Source organism: Lewinella cohaerens DSM 23179, from assembly GCF_000379805.1.
GTDB lineage: Bacteria > Bacteroidota > Bacteroidia > Chitinophagales > Saprospiraceae > Lewinella > Lewinella cohaerens.
On record NZ_KB903545.1, the window covers coordinates 1 to 18,883 of the forward strand.

At 45.6% G+C, this 18,883-nt stretch carries 18 protein-coding genes; 10 read left to right on the plus strand and 8 right to left on the minus strand.

The window, feature by feature from the left end:
- Positions 1 to 429 precede the first annotated feature (429 nt).
- Both A3EU_RS0114065 and A3EU_RS0114070 read right to left on the minus strand, forming a co-directional pair.
- Positions 430 to 1,326, minus strand: coding sequence for a nucleotidyltransferase family protein (locus A3EU_RS0114065; RefSeq protein ID WP_020536816.1), 897 nt, complete (start codon positions 1,324 to 1,326; stop codon positions 430 to 432).
- A gap of 62 nt (positions 1,327 to 1,388) precedes the next feature.
- Complete coding sequence (locus A3EU_RS0114070) at positions 1,389 to 1,685, minus strand: TIGR03643 family protein (RefSeq protein ID WP_020536817.1); 297 nt, start codon at positions 1,683 to 1,685, stop codon at positions 1,389 to 1,391.
- A 77-nt stretch (positions 1,686 to 1,762) separates the two neighbouring features.
- Between A3EU_RS0114070 and A3EU_RS0114075 the strand changes: the two genes are divergently transcribed.
- The 3 genes from A3EU_RS0114075 to A3EU_RS0114085 all read left to right on the plus strand — a co-directional run bounded on the left by A3EU_RS0114075 (position 1,763) and on the right by A3EU_RS0114085 (position 4,175).
- Entirely contained in the window at positions 1,763 to 2,284 is a 522-nt protein-coding gene (locus A3EU_RS0114075; protein ID WP_020536818.1) for a ferritin, read from the plus strand.
- Positions 2,284 to 2,640, plus strand: a complete 357-nt coding sequence (locus A3EU_RS0114080; RefSeq protein ID WP_020536819.1) for a hypothetical protein — start codon at positions 2,284 to 2,286, stop codon at positions 2,638 to 2,640. Before A3EU_RS0114075 ends, A3EU_RS0114080 begins: the two co-directional genes overlap by 1 nt.
- 74 nt (positions 2,641 to 2,714) lie before the next feature.
- Positions 2,715 to 4,175: a hypothetical protein gene (locus A3EU_RS0114085; protein ID WP_020536820.1), complete on the plus strand. Its 1,461-nt coding sequence runs from the start codon at positions 2,715 to 2,717 to the stop codon at positions 4,173 to 4,175.
- Positions 4,176 to 4,379: 204 nt separating this feature from the next.
- Here the strand turns inward: A3EU_RS0114085 and A3EU_RS0114090 are convergent, their stop codons facing one another.
- Both A3EU_RS0114090 and A3EU_RS0114095 read right to left on the minus strand, forming a co-directional pair.
- Positions 4,380 to 6,014: an Ig-like domain-containing protein gene (locus A3EU_RS0114090; protein ID WP_020536821.1), complete on the minus strand. Its 1,635-nt coding sequence runs from the start codon at positions 6,012 to 6,014 to the stop codon at positions 4,380 to 4,382.
- Positions 6,015 to 6,109: 95 nt separating this feature from the next.
- Positions 6,110 to 6,658 carry a porin family protein gene (locus A3EU_RS0114095; RefSeq protein WP_020536822.1) on the minus strand — a complete coding sequence of 183 codons (549 nt, stop codon included), beginning with the start codon at positions 6,656 to 6,658 and terminating at the stop codon, positions 6,110 to 6,112.
- A 199-nt stretch (positions 6,659 to 6,857) separates the two neighbouring features.
- Here A3EU_RS0114095 and A3EU_RS35275 point away from each other — a divergent pair, with 199 nt between their 5' ends.
- Both A3EU_RS35275 and A3EU_RS0114105 read left to right on the plus strand, forming a co-directional pair.
- Entirely contained in the window at positions 6,858 to 7,241 is a 384-nt protein-coding gene (locus A3EU_RS35275; RefSeq protein ID WP_020536823.1) for a LysM peptidoglycan-binding domain-containing protein, read from the plus strand.
- 75 nt (positions 7,242 to 7,316) lie between these two features.
- On the plus strand, positions 7,317 to 7,658 hold the full coding sequence (locus A3EU_RS0114105; RefSeq protein WP_020536824.1) for a MerR family transcriptional regulator: 342 nt from the start codon (positions 7,317 to 7,319) through the stop codon (positions 7,656 to 7,658).
- A gap of 27 nt (positions 7,659 to 7,685) precedes the next feature.
- Here A3EU_RS0114105 and gatB read toward each other — a convergent pair whose 3' ends face one another.
- The 3 genes from gatB to A3EU_RS34280 all read right to left on the minus strand — a co-directional run bounded on the left by gatB (position 7,686) and on the right by A3EU_RS34280 (position 11,317).
- Entirely contained in the window at positions 7,686 to 9,119 is a 1,434-nt protein-coding gene (gene gatB, locus A3EU_RS0114110; RefSeq protein WP_044085952.1) for an Asp-tRNA(Asn)/Glu-tRNA(Gln) amidotransferase subunit GatB, read from the minus strand.
- 103 nt (positions 9,120 to 9,222) lie between these two features.
- Entirely contained in the window at positions 9,223 to 10,311 is a 1,089-nt protein-coding gene (locus tag A3EU_RS0114115) for a DUF3667 domain-containing protein (protein ID WP_020536826.1), read from the minus strand.
- Positions 10,301 to 11,317 (minus strand): N-acetylmuramoyl-L-alanine amidase, encoded by a 1,017-nt coding sequence (locus A3EU_RS34280; RefSeq protein WP_020536827.1) that lies wholly within the window; start codon positions 11,315 to 11,317, stop codon positions 10,301 to 10,303. Before A3EU_RS34280 ends, A3EU_RS0114115 begins: the two co-directional genes overlap by 11 nt.
- 779 nt (positions 11,318 to 12,096) lie before the next feature.
- On the opposite strand from A3EU_RS34280, the gene A3EU_RS32840 reads away from it, so the two are divergent.
- The 5 genes from A3EU_RS32840 to A3EU_RS0114145 all read left to right on the plus strand — a co-directional run bounded on the left by A3EU_RS32840 (position 12,097) and on the right by A3EU_RS0114145 (position 17,915).
- A complete protein-coding gene (locus A3EU_RS32840) occupies positions 12,097 to 12,969 on the plus strand; it encodes a hypothetical protein (RefSeq protein WP_020536828.1) in 873 nt (290 codons plus the stop codon).
- 79 nt (positions 12,970 to 13,048) lie between these two features.
- Positions 13,049 to 13,942, plus strand: coding sequence for a hypothetical protein (locus A3EU_RS0114130; protein WP_020536829.1), 894 nt, complete (start codon positions 13,049 to 13,051; stop codon positions 13,940 to 13,942).
- A gap of 72 nt (positions 13,943 to 14,014) precedes the next feature.
- Positions 14,015 to 16,471, plus strand: coding sequence for a T9SS type A sorting domain-containing protein (locus A3EU_RS0114135; RefSeq protein ID WP_020536830.1), 2,457 nt, complete (start codon positions 14,015 to 14,017; stop codon positions 16,469 to 16,471).
- 69 nt (positions 16,472 to 16,540) lie between these two features.
- Positions 16,541 to 17,002 (plus strand): hypothetical protein, encoded by a 462-nt coding sequence (locus A3EU_RS0114140; protein ID WP_156825769.1) that lies wholly within the window; start codon positions 16,541 to 16,543, stop codon positions 17,000 to 17,002.
- A gap of 13 nt (positions 17,003 to 17,015) precedes the next feature.
- Positions 17,016 to 17,915, plus strand: coding sequence for a hypothetical protein (locus A3EU_RS0114145; protein WP_020536832.1), 900 nt, complete (start codon positions 17,016 to 17,018; stop codon positions 17,913 to 17,915).
- A 3-nt stretch (positions 17,916 to 17,918) separates the two neighbouring features.
- Here the strand turns inward: A3EU_RS0114145 and A3EU_RS0114150 are convergent, their stop codons facing one another.
- Complete coding sequence (locus A3EU_RS0114150) at positions 17,919 to 18,644, minus strand: inorganic pyrophosphatase (protein WP_020536833.1); 726 nt, start codon at positions 18,642 to 18,644, stop codon at positions 17,919 to 17,921.
- Positions 18,645 to 18,883 lie beyond the last annotated feature (239 nt).

An 18,883-nucleotide genomic window follows, 5' to 3' on the forward strand; every position in this document is an offset into this window, starting at 1 on the left:
AAGTAATTAACGATAATTGAAGGAGGGGTGAGTTGCTACCTCTTCTTGATCATACGATAGCAACAGGCGGCGGTATCCTTAGGGGTGCCGCCGCTTTTTTGTTTTAACCTAAGGGCAAATTCATGAATTTGCCTTGTTCATGAATTTGCCTTGTTCATGCCATTAACGACCCCCTCATCACCACCAAACGAGCGCGCAGGCCTTTAGGCCGGAGCGCGGGGCGCGGAGCGACCTAGGACGAGGGATGGAAGCGGTTCCGCTCTTTAGGGTCGGGTTTTAAACCCGACCCTAAAGAGCGGAAAGAGCGAACAGCCTGGTGCCGAGGAACGATGGCACGGCCCAAAATAAAAAGAGGGCTCCATAGATGATGATGCCCTCTTTTTGGGAAAAGTTTAGTTGGTTTAGCAACTAGCTAATCTGTTTTTTTGATTACCAAAGGTTTGTCGGATACACGCCGCGTTCCAGTAGTCCTTTGAAGGCTTCTACTACTTTGGGTTTGTCTTCTTGGTAGGTAACGCCATACCAGCGTTCATCACTGGTGAGGACGCTCATTTTTGCTTCGCCTGCTTGAATGAGTGTGTCGATGACTTTGGGGATCAAGAATTCTGCGCGAGGTTGCCCTGCTGTTTCGGCTACGAATTCATGGAACATCTTCTCCGATTGCTCAAAAATGGCGGGATGGAAGCCAAAGAAGTTCATGCTTACGACGCTGTCGATGCTGAGTTCGTGAGCTTGATCTTCTTCCAGGTAGGAAACACTGTCGCCACGTTGGCCAATTTTCAAGCGCTCTTCGATACCGTCAAGGTAGCCATCGGGAGTCGTCGTTGCAACCCCCCGGTTGACAGTGCCGTGGTCAGAAAGGGTATTGCGGAGGATGTAGCCCACCATGGCATGAAGCTGAGGGGTGCATTCTTGCGTAAGGAAACGATGGATGGTTTTGAAAGCATCGACGCCATAATAGTCATCTGCATTGATAACAGCAAAAGGCTCGTTGACGGCTGTTTTGGCTACCAACATTGCGTGAGCAGTACCCCAGGGTTTTTCGCGATAGTCGATGCTGGTACCAGCAGGTACGAAGCTGTCTTTTTCCTGAAAGACGTAATCGACGGCAATTTTGTCTTCAAATTTCCCGGCGAATTTGGCTTTAAAAGCATCCTCTATATCCCGGCGGATAATGAAAACCACCTTGCCAAAACCAGCCCTGATAGCATCGTAGATAGAATATTCAATGATCGGCTCTTCGTTTGGGCCAACACCGTCAATTTGTTTCAGGCCGCCGTAGCGACTTCCCATTCCGGCTGCAAGAATTACAAGAGTTGGTTGCATCGTGAAGTAGTGGTTTTTTGGTTGTGACGCAAAGGTAAAAAAAACTCAAGAAGCTGTAATTACTACTTTCGCTTGTTGATTTTATTTAAAGAAATATGGCGCTGTGCTTTGGCTTTGAAACGATCTACACCATTGGCGCTTTTTTGACGGTGCTTGGTACTTCTGCCTTGGACTCTGGCTCGCCACTTTCGCCAGTTGCGAGGATGCATTTCACGGCGCATCAATTTAATGACTTCGGCCTCACTCAAGCCAAATTGATCCTTGATGGCATCAAAAGGAGTGCGGTCTTCCCATGCCATTTCGATAATACGATCGAGGTCACGATCCGTGATGTGGTATTTTTTGTATATATTCATCATCTGTACAACTATAAATTACCATTTAGGGTTTACTTTTAGGACTTGATTTAGCGTAAGATTGAGTTAAAAATATATTTATGATTTCGAATGCGATGGTTGCTGCCTTGAATCAGCAAATTTCTTTAGAAGGTTATGCTTCTTTTCTTTACTTGTCTATGGCTTCTTGGTGTGACCGTGAAGGAATGGAAGGCTGTGCTTTGTTTATGCATCGGCAGTCTGCAGAAGAGCGGATGCACATGTTGAAAATTTTTGATTATATCTCAGAGGTGGATGGCCATGCACTGACACCTGAAATTAAGCAGCCGCCTCATGAGTTTAGTTCTGTTCAGGAGTTGTTTCAGACGGTTTATGAGCATGAACAAAAGGTGACTGCTTCTATTAATGAATTGGTTGCACTGTCTAATAAAGAGAATGACCATAGCACAGGCGTCTTTTTGCAATGGTATGTGAATGAGCAACGCGAAGAAGAAGCACTAATGCGTTCTATTTTAGATAAAATAAAGTTGATTGGCAATGGCCCTCAGAGCCTTTATTTTATTGACCTGGAAATCGCTAAAATAAATGCGGCGGCTGTTCAGGCGGAAGGCGAAGAAGCATAATGTCAACGACTACGATACTTGACTACTGGGAACCAGGAGACGAGCCAACAATGGTTCTCCGCTATTTTTATTTTGATGCGGAAGCCCAATTGGCTGCGCTCTCCTTGCGCCAGGCGGGCATCCCGAGTTTTATAACAAGCTCTAATGCCCAGACTATGTTGCCTACAGGGCAAGGGTGGATAGGTCTTCATATTAGGGAACGTGATTTTGAGCATGCTGTTTCTGTTCTTAAAGAGGCAGAGATGTGGGAAGATTCAGGAATCACTGATGAAGATCAAAACTGGCGCTGGGTACTCTGGGCATTGGCCATTTTGCTGGTCTTGTTTTTTGCGAAATTTTTTCTAGCGAGTAATTAAGTGTTTCATAGTTGATGTGCTTGTTGTTTTAAAAGTTAATTGTTTAAATTGCATGAAAATGTCTTTTTCGTGTAATGAATACTCCTACGTCACATTTATGGGACCTGATAAAGGGATTGACGCCAGCCGAAAAGCGGTATTTTAAAACCCATTTTGGTTCGTCGGGTAGTCAACTTACCCTCCTTTTCGATGTACTTAATAGCCAACAAGTTTATGATGAATTGGCTGCGCGTGAATGCTTGGATGTAAAAGCTACTCAATTTAAGGTCTTGAAACACCAGTTGCAAGAACTTATTATGAAAAGCTGGGTGGCCAATAGTAGTAAACGTAGTGTAAAGTCTAGGATTCGGATAGGGTTAGAAGAAGTAGACTTGCTGTTGGAGCGGGAGCATTTTGCTGAAGCAAGCAAGAAGTTGGGGCAGCTGGAACGTCTTTGTAGCCGCTATGGCTTCACCTTGTATCATTATGAAGTGAGAGAGCGGCTGCATGAAATCCAGCATTTGGAGCTTGATTTCTCAGACCCTGAAGCTAATGATCATTACGAAGAGTTGGTTCATCTACAAAGGGTTCTGTATCAGAAGCTGCAGTTGTCAGCCATTCAGCGAAAATTGGAGGATTGGAATTCTTTTACTCCTGCCAGGCATAAGGTTCTTCAGGAATTGAAAAAGACATTGGAAGGTCTGGATGCGGAATACATGGATGTTGGTAGTAGAATGGCCTGGATGCAGAATATGACTATTTGTGCAGAGCTATTGGGGGATGAGGCAACTGCTGCCAGCTATAGAGAACAGATACTAGAAGTGTACAAGCAGGAGCCGTCTTTAAAGGAGAATTTGCCGCTGGGGTATTTAACAGCTTTGAAACATGCCGCTGGCCCTGCTCGGCGCTTATTGTCAATAAACTACGTTGAAACGATTGCTTTGCAAGCCAGGCATGTTATTGCTCGTTATCCGCAATATTCTCCCCATTATATCTATTTTTTGTGGGCCCGAATCAGGGTTAATTATCAGCATAAGCAGTGGGATCGAATCATTGGGGCTTTGGCCAGTGAGAGCGAACAGCATTTGGCCGTTTATCAATTAGGTGCTTTTCGTACGGTGTTGAAAATTTATGTAGTTCTTGCCGTCGCTTATTTGTTGAAGGGTCAGTATGTATCGGCAGAAAGTTATATTGTTGCTTACCGGAAGAGTAAGGTGACTAAAGATGAATCATTGAATCTTTGTGTTGATTTGTTGGAACTCATTATGTGGGTAGAGTCAGGTAATCATGAGAAATTAAAGCAGCGAATTAACTATTTCAAAAGGCAGCTGAAGAAAAAGGGCAAGGGAGATTTTTCGTTGCTCTATAATTTTCATTTGGGCTTGTTTGCCAGTATTAGTAAGGAACCCTTTTCTAAAGATGAGTTAACCGCGAATGCGTTGTTGGAAGTGGCAAATTATCCATTTGATCCTATTCTATACTATTATTCGTTCTTTCATATTGAACGATGGCTACAGGCAACAGCGACTCGGCAACCTTGGTTGGCTATCATATAATCATGATCAGAGTAGGCAAAAAAAAGGCACCCAACTAAAAAGCTGGGTGCAAAAAGTAGTCTGTAATACCGTGCTTATTTGTATAGTTCCTCTCATCATAAATGATGATTGGATTGTATGTTTTTTGTGAGTGTCTGTCCTTATAATTCAAAGATAAGGGGCTAAGTGTTAGGAAAAACACCTTAATGCTTAAAAGTTAATGGTTTAATTCTGGAAAAGATCAGCTAAATCTATAATTGCCTCTAAGTCCCAGTTAGCTCTTAAGGTTTCCAGTGGGCGAATCACAATCCGTTCTGGTTGTTGTTTATTTGAATAGTTACCTGTATCCCATTGCTGGTTTTGGTTCGTATCCTCAATGATCTCTACAATATATTCGCCTGGGGGGAGTGCCTTGAATTGGCGATTGTAGGTTCGTTCTCCATTCAAGCTAAAAAGGGCAACGGGAGGTTTCCCTTTGATCAGTAATCGCACGAAATAGGTTGTGGTACTATCGTTGGTTGAAAAAGAAATACTGAGGTTGCCAAGCCTTTTAGGATCACCCCCAGTCCATTTTTTAGAGAGGGTGTCGGTATTGGTTACTCCCCAGTAATCAGTAACGGCACCTGGATACAGCGAAAGTTCGTAATTGGCTCTCGGTTGCCAATTGTTTTGCAGCAAAAACTGCCGATGTTTGGTCGTGTCTACTTCCCAACGAAACGGTATCTTATCAAGTAATGTATCCTGCCGGAGGAATACCAAGGCGGTGTCAATACTTTGGACAGGACGATTGAAGCCTAAGGTGACGGATTGTGTGGCAGCACCAGGCAAAGGTTTTAAGGCCAAAGGAGGAAGCTTTCGAGAAGCAGCATCGACAGATGCCGCAGGTACCCGAATGGTATCAGATAGCAGGGTGTCACTGTTGGCGTACAAGTTCCAAGGGCCATCAGCTTGGTACCAAAACAGCATGGAGTCTACTTCCATCGCTTGAAGGTAGGGTACGTCGCTTCGTAAAGTCAAATCTTGCAAGGGGAGTCGGTTGAAAACTAACTTTAACCGCCCCCAAATGGAAGAATCTACTTCGGCTATTTTTAAGGGTATGGTTTCTTGAAAGAGGCGTAAACTGATAGGAGGGACGGAATCTGTCGTAATGTTGATCGGTTCCGAGAAGAAAGCAATAGCTTCTGAAGCCTGACTGTAGCGGTAGTTGGCGTCACTATCCTTAAGGGCTGTGAGCTTGTAGTTACCCGCTCTGAGGTTGGATATAAGAAATTGTCCCTGCTCATTGGTGCGCCCAAAGTAGAACGGTTTTTCGGTACGGAATACAGAATCCGCCAAGTTGTCATACAGCATTACCAGGGCGCCTTCAACCGGTTCTGAAGTATATGCATCAATGACTTGCCCCTGAACTTCGAGAGAGTCAATGTAAGGGCCTGTGGAAAAAACAAAACGGAGGTTTTCTGCGGAGTTACTTTCTGTCAGGTCTTTTACGGCTTCACCAAACTGGATAACGTAGGTTACATTCTCGCGGAGTGTATCCTGGTCACCGAAATCGACAATAACACTTTTTCCTTTGAGGCTCACTTTGTACCCTTGTAAAGGAGGCGAGATAACGACCTGCTGATTGGCTTGCTCCAGTTTGATCCATTCATCAAAGGTAAGCTGGATGGTGGTTGGATAAAAGTTTGTTTGAAGGTTGGGGGTAGAGCGTAGTGAATCAATCCGAGGAGGTTGTTCGTCACGAGGGCCACCGGTTGGTGCAATAGGATTGGCACACTGCCAGCATGCAAATGCTACGAGGAGCAGTAGTAGTGTTGTTTGGTGCTGAACCAGACGGCGCAAAAAACGGGATAAACTATTCATGCTGCAAAAATAGCACAAGCTTTACGCAAAGACCGCCAAAAGTTTAACGGTAAATTTTCTTTAACGCTAAATCATTCAAAAGAAAGGGTAAATGGTTACCAACTCCAAGTCCATCCGAGTTGGACATTGCCCAGGATATTGGTGTCGGGGAGGTCATCCAGGTGAAGATAACGGAGGTTTAAGCTACCGGAATCGTTGAAGCTATAAGCAATTCCTAGCATCAAGGTAGCGGCAGGGCTCAAGCTGCGGTCGATCGTACCATCAGCTGTTTCGGGGTTTGCAAACCAGAAGCTTTCCTGTGGTCGGCACATGTTTACCCCAAAGAAGCCACCAGCCTCAAAGGTATAGCTGCCCAGTCGGTAGCCCGCTAGCAAAGGCAAACCTATTCGATATTGCTTCTCAATGGTTAGTGCAGTTGGGTCAGCCAGGGTTGTTACACGTTTGTATTCAAGCCCCAAAGAAAGAAAAGTTTTTTCCTTGGCACTGATCATGCGCCGCTTGGATTTGTTCTTGATGAGTGTATTTCCTTCTGTACAATTGAAGGACAAACTTGCCAAACGGGAACTCATTTGCTGGGCTACGGAGGGGCACCGAACCAGCATCATTAAAAGAAGTACAGCACAAATTTTTATAATTACCGGCATTTTGTCGTTTTTATTGTCATTAATAAGTGTGACCGGTAGGTGATTTTTCGTCAGAAGTTTTGTAAAGTTTCAGATAACTTTATTATCATTGAGACGAGTAGAACGAAGAAGGTAACGATCCCTTGTTACTTTTATTACTTGGTTCCGTCTCAATCAATAACTAAGAGAATATTTTTTTACCTAAAAAATCAATTAAAATATGTCTATTCAAGACAAATATCGTTCCGTTTTAAACCTTGGAGAAGAATTAGGTATCCAGGAAGGCTTCGTTGAAGAAACTGATGGCCGCCTAAAGATGGGTGGTGTTGCTGCAAATCAGTACCACAAAAACCTTCTTTGGGATAAGATCAAAGAGATTGGTGGAGACAGCCCTAGTGATTTGATGGCAGACATCAAAGTTGCTCAAACTGATCACTTCGCTAAGCACACTGTGAAAAGTGGCGATACACTAGGTAAAATTTCAAAGCAGTACTACGGTAAGGCAGGTGATTACATGCGTATCTTCAATGCCAATACAGATATCCTGAAGAATCCTGATGTGATTCACCCTGATCAGGAGTTGACGATTCCTTTCCCTGCTTAGGATTTAGTAATCTTAACCCGGAGGGCTTAGTGGTTAAAACTGCTAAGCCCTTTTTAATTTTTATTACCTTGCACTATGCCTGATCTGCCCCTCAATAAGCGTTACTACACTATCGGCGAGGTTGCCGAGATGTTCGAGGTCTCTAAATCACTCATCCGATTTTGGGAGAACGAATTTGATTTCCTACGCCCGCACAAGAACAGTAAGGGAGATCGCCGGTTTACACCGAAAAATATTGAACAATTTTCGCTGATCCACAGTCTGGTAAAGGAGCGTGGCTTTACCCTTGATGGAGCCAAACACGAAATTGTTCGCCAGCAACAATTCGATAAAGAAAAGGCGGATACGCTTTCTTCCTTGCGTAATTTGCGCTCTTTTCTCTTGGAGATTAAACAAGATTTAGACGAGAACGCTTAGTAGAGGGATGCGGCGCGAAGCACTCCATTAGCCCAATCGCTCCCGCAGCAGTTGATTGACTTTCTTAGGGTCTGCTTTGCCTTTGGATACCTTCATGACTTCTCCCATAAAAAAGCCAATGAGGCCTTTCTTGCCACTTTGGTAAGCTTTTACTTTATCAGGAAAATCGGTTATCGCTGTTTCAACCCAGTTGCTCATTTCGTCTTCATCATCTGATTGGAGCCAGTTGTTGACTTGCGCCAAGTTTGCTGCCGATTGTTCCGGTGCATTGAGCATTGCCGAAAATAATTCTTGATAGGCGATAGAATTACTAACTTTTCCTTCTTCAATCAAGGCGATGAATTCCGCTAGCTGGGCGTAAGAAAGCGGTAGCGCAGTCAGTGGCTTACCTTCCTCTTTTGACCAAGGCAAAATCTTGTTAATCATCAAATTGGCGGCAGCATCGTAGCTGGTAGTTGCTTTCGCTAAAGCCAGAAAAAAGCGAGCAGGCTCTGGTTCTACAGTCAGTAGATCGGCATTGTATTCGGAAAGCTGATATTCGGTAACCAACTGCTGACGTACCTCTTTGGGCAGGTCGGGCATTTCTTTTTTGATGGCAGCTACTTGCGCTTCCGTTAGAACGACAGGGGGCAGGTCGGGCTCAGGAAAGTAACGATAATCATGTGCATCTTCCTTAGAGCGTAGCGGGGTGGTAACACCAGTAGACGGGTCAAAATTGAGTGTTTGTTGCGCTACAGTGCCTCCAGCTTCGACGATCTTTATTTGCCGCTGTACTTCATATTGGATGGCCTTGCGCGCGTAGCGCATGGAGTTGAGGTTTTTGACCTCACAGCGGTTGCCATAATAATCAGCGCCCAAAGGACGGATAGAAACATTACAATCACAACGCATACTTCCTTCCTGCATGTTTCCGTCAGAAATGTTGAGATAGCGCACCAATTGCCGCATGGTGGTCATCAGCGCATCAACTTCCGCTGCGGAACGCAGGTCGGGTTCTGTTACGATTTCCAGTAGGGGAGTACCTGCTCGGTTTAGGTCAATATAGCTATACGGATCATCGCTGTCGTGCATTGATTTGCCCGCGTCTTCCTCCATGTGGATATGGTGAATACGAATCTTTTTGGGTTTACCCTCAACAATAACCTCAATTTCGCCGCCTACACAAACGGGTTGCGCATCCTGGGTGATTTGATAGCCTTTGGGGAGGTCGGCGTAGAAGTAGTTTTTTCGATCAAAGGTATTCCTGAGGTTGATCTTGCTACCAAGGGCCAATGCCAATCGAATCGCATAATCTAGCTGCTGCTTGTTGAGGCGAGGCAGCGTGCCGGGGTGGCCCAATGAGATAGCGCTAACCTGGGTGTTGGGAGCACTTCCAAATTGAATGCTATCGCTACAAAATGCTTTGCTTTGGGTACTAAGCTGAACGTGTATTTCTAAACCGATAACCGTTTCGTAGGTCATGATATCCAGGGTTATGATCGTGAAGGGATCAAAGGTAGTTGGGAAATTGGGTTTGCCCAAAAAAGGAACTAATATATAGCGGCCTATTTACGGCGGCAGAGCATTAGTAAAGCAATGCCGCTAGTAGAATAGTAATGATTAAAGCGATGAAAAAAGTGGTGAGGTAAAGGAGGTTGAGCAAGCTGAACTTGACGAAAGTCTTGAATCGAGACTGCTTGTAAACCCTCCGCAGGGCTATGAAAAAGTAAACTTGCATACTTAAAAGGCCAAAGACCCAAATAGCATCCATATGGTTTGCGAGTGCGCTTACATTGTCGAGTAACATTATAATGACCAGCAGCAAGAATAGAAAGGCGTGGGTATGAAAAGAAAATATGAGATGTTCTACATAATAAAAGGAGCGTCTTACGTAAAAGAGCTTAAGAAAAAGGGCCAAAATGGGCATCATCAGAAGCATCATCCACACCGTTTGATTGAGGATGTAGTTGCCCAGGTCTTCTCCTTGCTGTTGAAGGCGAATACTTTGACGTAGGATTAACCTGTCCCAGAAGGTCTCTACTTCGTAATGGTTTAAGAGAGAATCTATAGACATTTCTCCAATGTCTTTTTTATCAATTTTAAAACCAGTAATAAAGTCTTCATCAGGTTCATTCCAATTAACATGAACGCCAATATCCAGGGAGTCTTTCTGGTTTTTGTACATCAGTAGCTGAAGGCTATCGAGTGGAGGATGGTTTTCTGAAGGGAATTGGTTTTTTAGTAGCAGTGTATTGGAGTCCAGCTTTTCTAAAAATTGCCGGTAGTGGATATCGGCGCTGAAGTTATCATCTATATCCAGAAAAAGATCTTCGGTAAACGCGGATTCCAGAAAGCTAATGGCTGCAATAGCAACTAGTGCAAAAGTGAAAAATAATCGCAACGGGCGAATGAAACGTTGTTGATGCCCTTGAAAAAATGCGATCGTTAGTTTTCCTGGTACGAGTAGAGCAAGGAGGGTACGCCATATTTTGGCGTCAAAATTGAGGGTGTTGGAAAGAAAATCACCGATCAGTTCTTTGATCGTGATTTTGCCGTCGGTATATTTCTGCCCACAATGCGAGCAATATTGCCCAAAGCGGGGCAATGGGTAATAGCAGTTGGGGCAGGTACGGAAATCCTGCCCCGGCTGTTTTTTATTTGGCTTAGATGCCATTTTCCTCGACCTCAATGATTGCAGCTACATGAGCATCGGCAATTTGCTGACGCACACTGTCTTTCATGAGTTCCAGGGCTTCATTTCTGTTGTTGTAAAAACCATTCTCGGTCAGCACTGCCGTCATCATTGTTTTACGTAAAACGTAGAACTGGCTATCGGGTCGCGACTTGAGGTGACGATTAGAAAAGCCGGTAGCTTCTACGATATGGCGCTGAAAGACACTGGCAAGGCGCTGGCCTTTTTTGCTACCGTGATAAAACCAGGTTTCGACCCCCTTTATGCTATCGGCTGCCCAGTGTTTGCTGCTTCTTGCCGGGCCGGCATTGGCGTGTACGGAAACAAATATTTTTGGTAAATCAGACACCTTGCTATTGGCGCGATCTACGCGGCCTTGCAGAAAGTTATCCGTATTTACTTCAGGTACAACATTAAAAGACTTTATGCCTTCAGCGTCTAGCTTGGCAATAATCCTTTTAACAATATCGCGATTGAATTCGTATTCGAAAAACTGCGTTTCCCCATCATCAAAAATAGGGCTACGCTTACCGGCGGTCTTGCTGCCGTGACCATTGTCCAAGCACCACAAGTAGCGAGGCTGACGGCCGGTGGGTGGAGCAGGAGTAGGTTCGGGGGCTGGAGCAGGCGTTGGTGCCGGTTCGGGCTCCGGTTCGGGCTCCGGTTCAGGCTCGGGAGCTACAGGCTCATTACCCGCAGGATTGTCCTCGAAAATGTTTTCGTCAAAATCCTTATCAGGTTCTCCGGGAAGTATGACCACTTCCTCCATTTCGTGGGCCACAATAATGACGGTGTCGGGTTGTAGCTCCGAGGCATCCTGTGGCTGTCCCACGACGGGCGGCGGTAAGGTTGGTCGCGTTGTAGGTGGCCGTGTGCTTCCGGTTGTTGAGTTGGTAGTTCCGGCAGAGGAGGTCGGACCATCAGATTTATTGGTGCCGAAAAGCGAAGAGAAAAAGCGCCCCAGGGCGGCAAACAATTTTCCGAGCATGATTGGGCTTATTAGTTATACTCCAAAGGTAATAAAATTAGTGTGAGGTTGGTACAAAACAATTTTTGCGGTCTACGGTTCGCCAGCTGCTTGGGGGCAGCTCTCTTACGCCACTCTGTCGTCGTACTCCAGCATCTGGCCTTGCGCATCAAAGGTATTTGGGCCACGGCCTGCCCATCTCCTCCGCTCGGGCAAAGGTGGCCCGCAGGGTCGGAGGTGGGAGAATACCATCCGGTAAGGCCAGTTTGTAGAACCAGTAGAGATTACTCCACTCAAGTAAGGGATGAGGAAATAAATAATCTACGCAAAGGGCGTAGCAAATTTTTCTTTAGACAAATCGGATTTTTAGCAGCATAGCGGGCTACGCAAGGAAAATCTGATGATGGATAAAGGAAAATTTGTAGCAAGGTGTGTAGATTATTTTTTGCGAACTCCCTAACTCACCTTTTTTGAAAAAAAACACCAAAACTTGCAAAGTTTAAAAAACAGACTTATATTATTTTTTAATATTTAAGAGCGCTAAAAATAAATTTAAACACTTAATTTTTAATCCGCTTTCTCGCTGCGCTTTTTTGATCGCATTCCCGTAGAATTTTTGATTAGACAACTGTAAAACTGGTTTTTAAGAGGTAGCATATGATGTGTTTGTGGCTTTGCTATGAGCATTAAGTGCATCCCCTTTACCAGTGACTGACGGTATTTTTCTTCCCCCGACGTATAGTCATACGACGAGGGCTACATATTTGTGTTTAATTTAAAATTTAAAAACGTACTCGATCATGAATTTAAAATTACTTCTTCAAACTATTTTTAGCCGCAAGATGATCCTCAACGGTGCCGGGATGCGTATCTTCGGAGAGCAGCTTTCCATCGGCACCGCCAACGAGCAGTTGAACCTGGGCTATGGTAGCGCTGGTCAGTTTCTGGCGATGGGCTATCGCCCCGTGACCACCACGACTTACCAATCGCTAGGTTCTGGTGGTATCGTTATGTACAACAACGGTAGTGGCAGCTGGGGGCTGGCGACCAAAGATGGTGGTTCGCTCAATATCAACGATGATACCCGCATGATCGTTACTGCCCAGGGCAATGCAGGTGTGGGCACCCTCACACCTACCCAGCGCATGCACCTGCACGATGAGAAAAAAGCCGCCCTTAGGCTCGATACCGACGCCGATGGCAGCTGGGACCTACTGGCCGACGGCATGGAGGAAGAGCTCGTCTTTAACCACGATGGTACCAACACCCTCATGCGCATTAAAGGCGATGGCCGCGTAGCCATTGGTACCAGCGACACCCCTGCGAGCCTTGATGGTGAAAGTACCGATATCAGCACCTACCGCCTCTACGTAGAAGGGGGCATCCTCACCAAAGAGGTGCGGGTACGCGAACTGTGGGCCGATTACGTCTTTGCCCCGGAGTACCACTTGCTATCGCTGCCCCAGGTAGAAGCCTTTATTGCCGAAAATGGCCACCTGCCCAACACCCCCAGCGCCCGCGATGTAGCAGCCCAAGGCATCAATCTGGGGGCCGCCACCGCCAACCAGCAGGAAAAAATCGAAGAACTTTACCTGCACCTCATAGAGATGAACAAGCGGTTGGAGAAATTGGAGGCGGAGAATGCGGTGTTGAAGGCACAACAAAAGCATTGATACCGAAATATTAGCAAACTGCATGGAGGAGGAGTAAGGATAAAGAACTTACTCTTCCCCATTGCTAAAAATGACAATTATGGCATCTGATAAATATTTAAACCTCCTTTTGCTGGTGGGCTTGTTTTGTACGACGGTTTTTTGGGGTTGTGAAGACGACGAATGCCCCGACGAAACCAACTGGGAATGCCCCGACTATGACCCCTGCTGGGACAAGGAGCCCGTTTTTGCGGACTTTACCATGTACCGTACAGCTAGGGCAAGAGTTTGGCTACAACAGGACAGCTTTATTGCGGTACCTTTTGAACGCAAAACCACCTACGGGGACGTGAATTTTTCGGCGATCGATCGCAATGCTACCAGTTATCACTGGCAGGTGGGCGATAACCCGGATAATGACCGTTTTACCCCTGATTTCTCGATGAGTTTTCCTTGTAGTACTGTAGGGGAGCAAATTCCTGTTACTTTGACCGTGACCCGACCAGGAGATACGACTTGTGTGGATTGGACACAAACGAGTGAAACGACGACAAGAATACTGGAAATCGTTTCCATTGAAGATACTGCAATTAAGGGCCGTTACCGCGGTCATCTCTTGAGTAAGCCTGAGGAGGAATACACTTTTGAGGTAGAGTACATAAACTGCATGGATTGGGCTAATTTGAGTGAAGATTGCTTTTGCAGCGAATCTGTTTTAGTGTATCACAACTTACTGAATCATGGTTGTAGCAATGATACTAGAATACGCTTTGCTGAGTACAATTTTATGGGAATTCATAATTTTTTATCGGTTAATGCAACCCACGGTTGTGATTTACCACTGGATTACGGATCACTTCAGGTACAAGCAGCCCTCCTTCGGCTTAATGGTGAAGACAGTATCCGCGTAGACATGGATATAAGTTATTCACAAAGTCCCACCATACCTTTTGAGAGGACGCTAGAAGCATTTGTTGGGGTGCGGGAGGAGTAATTCTAATTACTTAGTCGTCTGCACTCATTTTTTAGGATAGGTATCCTACTATTTTATTAAAAATTAAAAATAATGATGTACCTAAAATATACTTTAGGGGTACTCACGGCGTGTCTGCTGGTGTCTACCCTACTGGCTCAACCTTGTGATCACGGTATAAGTACTGATCCTGATGCGCCAGTGAATCCCCAGTGTCCAACCTTGATTAATACTTTCGATTGGCGCACGGAAATGCTTCCAGTCACTCAGAGTGCTCCTGGTTTACCGAGTGTTCCACCAAATAATGAGATTCGTTCTCCTTTTTGGGAAGATGAAAGCCCTTCTATGAGCTTTCTAGCGGAACCGTTTTATACGACCTACCACGATTTTGAAGTAGAAGAAGGTTGGGAAATTTTGTTTATGGACATGGAATACCGGCCCAATAAAAACTACGTCTATTTCATGCTCTACAACAAGTACGAATCCTTTATTAGGGTTTTTACCACTCAAGCGCAACTCGGTTCACCTAACAACACAACGGCTGTAAAAGCGAGGTTTACTAGTGCCGATATTTCTGCGTTATTGAGTCCCTTTTTAGGAAGAAACCAATCCCTAGATGAAGAATCCCTAGATGAAGTAGAAATGACTAATATTTACTACCAAAATAGCTTTCGATTTACCTATTTCGATATTCCGGTAGAGTATGATCCTTGTACCTGTCAAAGTACAAACCCCAGTTTATCCTTCAACTTTGCCTTGGTGGACGAGCAAGAACTCGATCTTTACAGCCGCTATACCGCTACCGAGCAACCTTTGGCTTCCGTGGTTAAAATTGACGCAGACAGCCGTACTGCACCCGATGAATTTTTAGCAGGTATTGATGGGGCAGTTGCTGGTACGAGTACTTTTAAAACCTGGGATCAACTCATTTCTTATCATCGCAGTTTATCGAGTGAAGTTGCCGAATTGAAGAAAGAGTACAATCGTATTCAAGCTTTTGACAAGGTATTGAGTATAGCACTCAAAGCGGGAGGTGGAGATGCTTTAAAAGCCATCAAACTGGTAACAACCACTTTGGATATAGGAGAAGATGATCCATTGACCATCAAAGGTAAAGAAGCTGCCGAGCTTTTTCTAGGTAGCTTGAACCTCTGGGGAGCTGGCGTGAAAAAGAGATTAGATTCGGCACAGTCGCAGCTTACTGCACTTGGATCCTCTACCCTGACGTTGGGCGAACAAGTGACCAGAGGGACACTTACTGGCGACTACTCCTCCGGCGGCCCGGAATTCGCACTCCCCGGCAGTGCCACCGACTGTACCGATCCTGACAACTACCCGCTCTATAACGAAGTGCTGGGCAGAATGGCCATGTTGCGCAAACCCAAAGTGAATATGCAGCCCATTGGAGCACAGTTACCTGGGAATCCGCTTTTGGCGGCTCAATTCTCCGTGGATGTGAGTAGTATTCAGTACGTATTTAATCCTGCTGCGCAGATTAATGAAAGCGCAACGGAAATCAATGCCATGTTGCGAATTTATAACCTTAGCAGCCAATCGTCTGGTTCTCCCAATCTCACGCAGATCAATGATGATCCTATTGGTTTTGTGAGTCCACTGCTGCCACTGGGCTGTATTGGGGATTATGTGGCGCAGCTTGATTTTCCCTTTGAGCCTCCTCCGACCCAACTGCCCCTTGATTTACAGGTAGACCTTATTTTGTTTGTGGCTTATACTTTTGACAATGGTTACCAAGCCCTTCAGCAATATACTTATCCCGTAAGCCTGGAGGTGCAGCCGATACAATACGAGAGTACGGCCAATTTACCCGCAACGGGCTTTACGCCAAATTATCCGACGGACTTAATCCTAAGTGCCACCGATTACCAAGAAGATGAGCTGGTTTTTGCTTATCGCCAAGTCAGTATTGAAGGTGATCAACGGCTGGCCAACTTCTTTTTTCAACCAGAAATCATTCTGCCTGATGGTACAGTCCTTCCCGAATCGACCACCGCTCTCGGAGATGTTTTTGTGGAGATCGTTGCACCAGAAGTACTGGTAAAAGATGGGGTTGCCTTGCTAGCTAATCCACCCGAGGCATCAGGCGGTGAAATTTGGCTACACAGTAAGGAATATTTTCAAGATTGCGACCCGATCCCTCCTAGCAACGAAGACCTGGTGGCCTTTTGTAGCAGCAATGATTACCGCGCCAACACCAGCCAATCAATACAGGATACCGAAGAAACATCCACCGTACCCTTGCCTACAGCCACTGAGCTAAAAGGCAATGATGGGCTTCCATTAGGCATTAGCGTTAGTCCCAACCCTGTGGGCGACTACGCTTCTATTGTACTGGAGCTGCCAACGGACGAAATGGTTACCATCAGTATTATTGATATGACGGGCCGGACCGTCGAAGTGCTGATCCAGGGGCAGTCGCTGCTAGCGGGCAAACACTATTTTGACTTACCCGGTCAGCGGCTTTCCTCCGGCAATTACGTGCTGAGGGTACAGACGCGGGAAGGAACAGCGGTCTGCCGTTTTGTACGTTAGATAGTAAAGTAGCGTTGGAAGGCATTTTGGAAATGCCTTCCAATTATCCTTGATAAAACCATTAAACCTATGTTAAGAGTATTGATAATGCTTTGTTTTGCCTTTAGCATTGTTCCTTTTCTTCCTGCTCAGAAGCTGTTAGAAAAGATGGGCGCCATAGAAACCAATTTCAAGCTGACCAGCGCGAACGTCCCCCTCGCCATAAATACCCAGTACATTATAGAAAGAGGCACTGGCCGCGACGTAAGGCAGAGCGGTTTTGCTGGAGGGTATACTTCCCAGGAGTTTTTTCTGGTATTTACCCTCAGTGAACCTACTTTGGTTACTAGAGAACGGCTTAATGGCCCTACATATAATGTTACTTTTTATGATAAGGAGGGGAAGTTACTGGCGCGAATAGGCCGACATTTAATTGCCATTAGCAACCAGGATGATGGAGCAGGTGACTGGTTTTGCTACAGCTTAAGCTTAAGAAGTATACCTTTTGCCCTGCTGGATATCACTGCTAGAGTTGAGATCACCATCCTCTAAAAATCTTTGCAATATGCCCTACTTCTGTAAATACCTCTGCCTGCTGATTTTTTTAGCAGTAATAACCATCTTCCTAGCCTGCGATGACGACGAATGCCCCGACGAAACCAACTGGGAATGCCCCGACTACGACGAGTGCTGGAACCGCCGACACCCCGCCAGTGCCGCCTTCAGGATGGGCAATTCTTTGGAGTTCCTAGAAGAAGAGTTCCGCCGCCCACTGCCTGAGGAGATTCCCGATGATTACTTTTGGGAAATCATGGATACTGCTTTTATCGGAGGAGTCCGCTTTGAAGCCCTGGACACTACTGCGGATTCCTATACCTGGACCGTAGGTAACGATACCCGAACTTGGGAAGGACGGACTTTTTCGTTGGATTTTTCCTGCGACCAAGCCGCCAACGAAACCATTGCCATCACCCTGACTACCGAGCGACTGAAAGATTCTACTTGTGTAGATGCGGGTATTCTTACAGCTACCAGCACCAGGGAGATCACCTTTGTAAAGCCCGGCACCAACCCCATTCGGGGAGTTTATTATGGTGCTTTTGAGGAGTTTCCTGATGATCCGATGGAGATCGAAATTGAGTTTTTGTGTCCGCCAGAACTTTGTTTTTGTGGAGGGTTTGACCTTTTTATTAAATATCCCAGTGAACCGGGGTGTATTCCAGAAACGGGATCTTCTGGATATTATTATCGCTTAGGTATTAGCTTAGGTATGTACTTCTACTACCCCGACCAAGGCTGCTATTCCTTCGGTCGAGAAGGTTTTATTCGTATGGGCTACGAAGATGTATTTATGTACACGACCAAAGCCCAGGATTCGCTGTACCTCAGTGCGGGAGCCTGGTTTGCCTACCCTGATTCTACGACCCGTACGGAACTTCATTTTCAGGGAAGCCGGGTTTGGTAAACTTTACAAATCTTTCAACAATCCCTGTTGCCGCTGGCTAAAGTTGAAAGCCTCAAAGAGGGTTAAAGAAAGCGCGCTTTCCAGGTTGCCGTACTTGTTTTCGTAATCTAGCTTGCTACGACGAATGACTTCGTGGGCTTCTTCGGCGCCGTAGATGTCGGTGATCTCACATTTTGGAGCCTCACCAGGGAGCTGCTTGTAGGTAAGGAAGTAGTGTTTGAGGCGATCCAGAACCGTGGATGGTAGATCAGAAATGTCACGCCACTCGGAATATACCTCGTCCTTGGCCATGACGGCAATGATTTTATCATCGGCTTCGCCGCCATCGATCATTCGGAAACCACCGATAGGGACTGCGTTCACGATGATGTTACCGTGGGTTACCTCCCGCTCGGTCAATACACAGATGTCAAGGGGGTCATCATCTCCAACGATGTCTTTTTTGCCTGTTTTCTCCATGCAGTATGCGGCCACTTCGTCCTTGCAGTAAGTTTGGGGAATAAAGCCGTAGAGAGCTGGAACGATGTTGGAAAATTTCTGCGGCCGGTCGATCATCAGAAAGCCCGACTTTTTGTCTACTTCGTACTTTACCGTATCTGAAGGAATCACTTCGATAAAGGAAGTCACTGTTTCCGGGGAATCGGGGTGAGTATCAATACCGTGCCAAGGATGCGAAGTATAACGCAGCCCGATCATTTGCCAGATTTTGTCGAAAGATTGTTGGCTCATTGGGGGTATGTTTTACGTGAGGGAAGACTATAAGTTACCGCAAAGATAAGGAACTTGGGGTAGTATTTGAGTAAACGCAAGAAGTGGCGGACAAGCTCAATGCCGTTAGTCTAAGCCAAAAAAGCACAATATTCTATGGATCATTTAAGGGCTTCCTCAATATTTGGGCAGTAAGGGGCGACGAATGGTAAAAAATGGTTTTTAGTAGTGCAATTGGTCTACAAAATCGATTTATTTTT

Bases quoted from the DNA above. Each gene is read 5' to 3' on its own strand.
- A3EU_RS0114095 (WP_020536822.1), bottom strand. From the start codon at position 6,658: ATGCCGGTAATTATAAAAATTTGTGCTGTACTTCTTTTAATGATGCTG.
- A3EU_RS0114140 (WP_156825769.1), top strand. From the start codon at position 16,541: ATGTTAAGAGTATTGATAATGCTTTGTTTTGCCTTTAGCATTGTTCCT.
- A3EU_RS0114135 (WP_020536830.1), top strand. From the start codon at position 14,015: ATGATGTACCTAAAATATACTTTAGGGGTACTCACGGCGTGTCTGCTG.
- A3EU_RS35275 (WP_020536823.1), top strand. From the start codon at position 6,858: ATGTCTATTCAAGACAAATATCGTTCCGTTTTAAACCTTGGAGAAGAA.
- A3EU_RS0114075 (WP_020536818.1), top strand. From the start codon at position 1,763: ATGATTTCGAATGCGATGGTTGCTGCCTTGAATCAGCAAATTTCTTTA.
- A3EU_RS0114105 (WP_020536824.1), top strand. From the start codon at position 7,317: ATGCCTGATCTGCCCCTCAATAAGCGTTACTACACTATCGGCGAGGTT.
- A3EU_RS34280 (WP_020536827.1), bottom strand. From the start codon at position 11,317: ATGCTCGGAAAATTGTTTGCCGCCCTGGGGCGCTTTTTCTCTTCGCTT.
- A3EU_RS0114090 (WP_020536821.1), bottom strand. From the start codon at position 6,014: ATGAATAGTTTATCCCGTTTTTTGCGCCGTCTGGTTCAGCACCAAACA.
- A3EU_RS0114085 (WP_020536820.1), top strand. From the start codon at position 2,715: ATGAATACTCCTACGTCACATTTATGGGACCTGATAAAGGGATTGACG.
- A3EU_RS0114065 (WP_020536816.1), bottom strand. From the start codon at position 1,326: ATGCAACCAACTCTTGTAATTCTTGCAGCCGGAATGGGAAGTCGCTAC.
- gatB (WP_044085952.1), bottom strand. From the start codon at position 9,119: ATGACCTACGAAACGGTTATCGGTTTAGAAATACACGTTCAGCTTAGT.
- A3EU_RS0114150 (WP_020536833.1), bottom strand. From the start codon at position 18,644: ATGAGCCAACAATCTTTCGACAAAATCTGGCAAATGATCGGGCTGCGT.
- A3EU_RS32840 (WP_020536828.1), top strand. From the start codon at position 12,097: ATGAATTTAAAATTACTTCTTCAAACTATTTTTAGCCGCAAGATGATC.
- A3EU_RS0114115 (WP_020536826.1), bottom strand. From the start codon at position 10,311: ATGGCATCTAAGCCAAATAAAAAACAGCCGGGGCAGGATTTCCGTACC.
- A3EU_RS0114070 (WP_020536817.1), bottom strand. From the start codon at position 1,685: ATGATGAATATATACAAAAAATACCACATCACGGATCGTGACCTCGAT.
- A3EU_RS0114145 (WP_020536832.1), top strand. From the start codon at position 17,016: ATGCCCTACTTCTGTAAATACCTCTGCCTGCTGATTTTTTTAGCAGTA.
- A3EU_RS0114080 (WP_020536819.1), top strand. From the start codon at position 2,284: ATGTCAACGACTACGATACTTGACTACTGGGAACCAGGAGACGAGCCA.
- A3EU_RS0114130 (WP_020536829.1), top strand. From the start codon at position 13,049: ATGGCATCTGATAAATATTTAAACCTCCTTTTGCTGGTGGGCTTGTTT.